The organism is uncultured Caldilinea sp., from assembly GCF_937128415.1.
In the GTDB taxonomy this organism is placed as follows: Bacteria; Chloroflexota; Anaerolineae; order Caldilineales; family Caldilineaceae; genus Caldilinea.
In genome coordinates this window covers 1-2,718 of the sequence record NZ_CAKZMJ010000111.1, presented here as the reverse complement: position 1 = coordinate 2,718, position 2,718 = coordinate 1, and the positions used below count along the sequence as shown (strand labels likewise).

3 protein-coding genes and 1 riboswitch are annotated in these 2,718 nt (G+C 61.2%); all 3 genes read right to left on the bottom strand.

Going from position 1 to position 2,718, the window contains the following annotated elements:
* On the bottom strand, positions 1-581 hold a 581-nt coding region (locus Q0367_RS20860; RefSeq protein WP_298984548.1), incomplete at its 3' end, for an alpha/beta fold hydrolase family protein.
* Between the two features lie 77 nt (positions 582-658).
* Complete coding sequence (locus Q0367_RS20855; RefSeq protein ID WP_298984545.1) at positions 659-1,954, bottom strand: O-acetylhomoserine aminocarboxypropyltransferase/cysteine synthase family protein; 1,296 nt, start codon at positions 1,952-1,954, stop codon at positions 659-661.
* Between the two features lie 165 nt (positions 1,955-2,119).
* A riboswitch (SAM riboswitch) is annotated at positions 2,120-2,243 on the bottom strand.
* Between the two features lie 115 nt (positions 2,244-2,358).
* A partial coding sequence (locus tag Q0367_RS20850) for a DUF983 domain-containing protein (protein WP_298984542.1) occupies positions 2,359-2,718 on the bottom strand: 360 nt, incomplete at its 5' end.

The window sequence follows — 2,718 nt, the reverse complement described above, 5'->3', positions numbered from 1 at the left end:
ACTTCGCTGAAGGCGATCAACATCGGGCTGTGGTGGGCCGTGGTGGCGATGGGGATGGCGGAGCGCACGCGCTGTGGGTGGCGCGCCGCCCACTCTAGCACCTGCATGCCGCCCATCGAGCCGCCCGCCACGCAGAGCAGCCGCTCGATGCCGAGATGGTCGATCAGCTTCACCTGAGCGCGCACCATGTCGCCGATGGTGACGACCGGGAAGTTCAACCCATAGGGTTTGCCGGTCGCCGGATTGATGCTGGCGGGTCCGGTCGAGCCATAGCACGAGCCGATCACATTGCTGCAGATGACAAAGAAACGGTCGGTGTCGAACGCCTTGCCCGGGCCGATGCACTCTTCCCACCAGCCCAGTTTCGTCGGGTCGCCGTCCAGATAGCCGGCGGCGTGCGCGCTGCCGCTGAGCGCGTGACAGATCAGAATGGCGTTCGAGCGGTCGGCGTTGAGTGCGCCGTAGGTTTCGTACGCCAGCCGGACAGGGCTGAGCGTCTCGCCGCTCTCGAGACAGAAAGGCTCGTCTTCGGCGAAGGTGAAGTATTGAGTGGAAACAGCGCCAACGCTATCGTGAGTCATGATGCCTGCCTTGTTGAAAAGCGGACTTGTGAACGCGGGGACGCCCCTGACGTTCACAAGTCTCGCGCCTGAAACGGTTACTCGGCGGAGGCCGCCAACGCCTGGTCGAGATCCCAGAGGATGTCGTCGATATCCTCCAGGCCAATGCTGAGGCGGATGAAGTCGGGCGAAACGCCGGCGGCGGCCTGCTCTTCAGGCGTCAACTGGCTGTGCGTCGTCGTCGCCGGGTGAATGGCGAGGCTCTTGGCGTCGCCCACGTTGGCCAGGTGGCTGAAGAGCTTGAGGTTGTCGATGAACTTACGGCCCGCTTCGACGCCGCCCTTGATGCCAAAGCCCATGATGGCGCCGACGCCCTTGGGCAAATACTTTTTGGCGAGCTCGTAGTCCGGGTGGCTCTTGAGGCCGGGGTACATCACCCAGCTGACCAGCTTGTGTCCTTCCAGGAATTCGGCGACCTTCTGGGCGTTGCTGCAGTGGCGCTCCATGCGCAGGCTCAGCGTCTCGATGCCGGTCAACGTGTTCCAGGAGTTGAACGGCGCCTGGCATGCGCCGATGTCGCGCAGCACGTGCACGCGCGCCTTGATGGCGAAGGGCGGCAGGCCGACGTTCACCAGATCGGCGTAGATCAGCCCGTGATAGCTGGGGTCCGGCGTGGTGAAGTTGTCGAAGCGACCGCTGCGCCAGTCGAAGTTGCCGCCGTCCACGATGGCGCCGCCGATGGCCTGCCCGTGGCCGCCCAGAAACTTCGTGGTGCTGTGGACGACGATGTGGGCGCCCAGTTCGATCGGCCGGCACAAATACGGCGTCGCCAGCGTGTTGTCGATCATGAGCGGGATGTTGTACGCCCTGCTGATGGCGGCCACTTCCTCGAAGGGGAAGACCTTGATGTCGGGGTTGCCCAGCGTTTCGCCGTAAAGAATTTTGGTGTTCGGGCGGATCGCCTTCTCGAAATTGGAAGGGTCGGTCGGATCGACGAAAGTCACCTCGATGCCCAGCTTGGGCAAGGTGTAGTTAAACTGATTGTAGGTGCCGCCGTACAGCCGGCTGCTCGAGACGATGTGATCGCCGGCGTGGCAGAGCGTGAAGATCGCCATCGCCTGCGCCGCATGGCCGGAGCTGGCCGCCAGGGCGGCGACGCCACCCTCCAGGCTGGCGATGCGCTGCTCCAGCACGTCGGTGGTGGGGTTCATGATGCGCGTGTAGATGTTGCCCAGCTCTTTCAGTGCGAAGAGGTTGGCGGCGTGCTCCGTGTTGCGGAACTGATAGCTGGTGGTCTGATAGATGGGCACGGCGCGGCTGCCGGTCGTCGGGTCCGGCTTCTGGCCGGCGTGAAGCTGGCGGGTGTTGAATCCAAACTGTCGTTCGCTGGTCATGGGTCGCTTTTCCTGTCGTTTCTGTTTTGAAGTTGAATGGGTTGATAAAAATAGCCCTCTCGCCTGGCAGGTGAGAGGGTTTGCATCACCTTTGCCTCCTGCCTGTTTCCTGGGCAACAAAAATCCCCAACAAGTGGGGATGAGCAGGAGCGCACATGCAGCATCCTCTCATCTTCCAGAACACGTCTGCCGGAATTGGCACCCTAATCGGCTGTCTACAACGTCGTCGAACAGTCATCGGGTTGCCGAGGCTTCACAGGGCCGGTCCCTCCGCCTCTCTGGATAAGAGTGTTGCTATTCAATTATGGGGCGGAAGCATAACAGGCGGTGGGGAATTTGTCAAATAAGCGTGAGAGAAATTCATACGGGGCGATTGGACAGGTCTACGCAAGTTGGCTTCCTTTTCAACGATGAGAAATTGAAGGCGGAGGGGAGCGGGGATCGAGCATCTGATCGATGTGCATCCAGATGAGGCGCGCATAGCGAAAGAGGAGCGGCGTCAACAGCGCGGTTTCCAGAATAATCGCAAGGGAAAAGACAGGGATGGAAACATTCAGCCATGCGAAAAACAGCGCAGTCGGCACGAGAATCAGGAAGCCGCCCGCATAGCCGATAAACATGGCGTTGAGGAAATAGCCGGTCTCGCGCTCGTACTTGACGCCGCAGCGGGGGCAATGGGTGTGCATGCCGAAGAGCGAGGTGAAAACCTCGCCCTGCAAACAGACGGGACAGCGTTGGAGGAGAAGGGCCCAGAGGCGATGCAT